Annotated in this window: 1 protein-coding gene; it reads right to left on the bottom strand. The window is 56.3% G+C overall.

The window, feature by feature from the left end:
- Nucleotides 1-14: 14 nt before the first annotated feature.
- Nucleotides 15-1,187: an IS4 family transposase gene (locus QQJ86_RS16280; RefSeq protein WP_284322019.1), complete on the bottom strand. Its 1,173-nt coding sequence runs from the start codon at nucleotides 1,185-1,187 to the stop codon at nucleotides 15-17.
- Nucleotides 1,188-1,326 lie beyond the last annotated feature (139 nt).

Below are 1,326 nucleotides of genomic sequence, written 5' to 3'. Positions count from 1 at the left end.
CCAGTACTGTCCGGTTAATCGGCAAATAAAATCAATTGGTTAGCGTCACCGCTCTCGGTAAGTTGTAAATCTCTGTGCCGCAACGCGCATTCCAGCGGGGTTTGCTCGAAAAGCGTCACGCTGAAAATCTGTAGAAGTTCGTAGAGCGAGGCAGTCAATTGAAGGCGTTTGCGCACGATGGCAATGAGCACATAAACCGCCACGGCGATCCACACCTGCGTCTTTACTGCGTTCGGCGAGGTGCCGAAAAACGCCTTGATGCGTAGGTGCTGTTTGATCCATTTGAAGAAGATTTCGATCTGCCAGCGATGGCGATACAGCGCGCCAAGGGTGGTCGCGCCAAGCGCGAAATGGTTGGTCAGTAGGACGATGGAAACCCCGCTTTGCGGGTCGCGTACACGCACGCGACGCAAGAGGCATGGGTACTTCGTGCGGGCGACATCCCGCGTCAACATCACCGCTTGATCGCAACCAATCCACGTGCGATCTGCGACGGGATGCGAATAGCGTCGCCTTACGCGCAAGTTTTTCTTGGTACGCATGACGAAGAAGGCGCCTTCGCAATGAAGGCGATAAAGGCGCTCGAAATCGAGATAGGCGCGATCCATGACGTAGATGGCGCCCGGCTCAGGGATCAATGCATCGAGCAAGTTGACGTCGTGCAGGCGCGACTCGGAAAAATGAATCATGGTGGGAATAGCGCCGCGAATATCAAGCAATGTGTGCAGCTTGATCCCACCGCGGTCGGGGTGCATGGCGCGCGCCCACGGGAATATCGACAGGCAACACTCGATGGTGGTGGAGTCGAAGGCATAAGCGGTGTGCGCCAACTCGATGTCGAGTGGGTCGTTGGCGTAAAGGCCTCGTGCAGTGGTAATCAGGCTCTGCGCGAACTCGGCATAGATGCGCCAGTCGCGCTGCTCGTTGGCATCAGCGAGGGTGCTGCGCGCCACACGCCCACGAATGCCCAGGTGATAGAGCTTGGCCTGATGGGCACGCAGACAGATCTCGATATCGCGCAAGCTTTCGCGCCCGGTGAGTTGCGCGAAGGCCATGCATAAGAACTGATCGAGACAGGTAAATCGCTTCACATAGCGGTTGCCATCGAACTTTGCGACGAGCCGACGAAAGGTGTGCATCGGCAAGTGCTGCATGAGCTGCGTGAACACATAGCGGCCTTCATGCATGGCGACGTCCTCGATAGGTGACGTCGCCCAGCCTGCGGCAATGGGGGGTTGAAATCGATGACACCCTGAAACGGATGATTATTAACGAAATATCAGTCGGTTAACGATGGTGACGGGTGTTTTTACCGGACAGTACTGG

This window comes from Dyella acidisoli (assembly GCF_030160295.1).
Taxonomy (GTDB): Bacteria; Pseudomonadota; Gammaproteobacteria; order Xanthomonadales; family Rhodanobacteraceae; genus Dyella_B; species Dyella_B acidisoli.
Note: the sequence above shows the minus strand (reverse complement) of the source record. Positions and strands in the feature narration are given on the sequence as shown.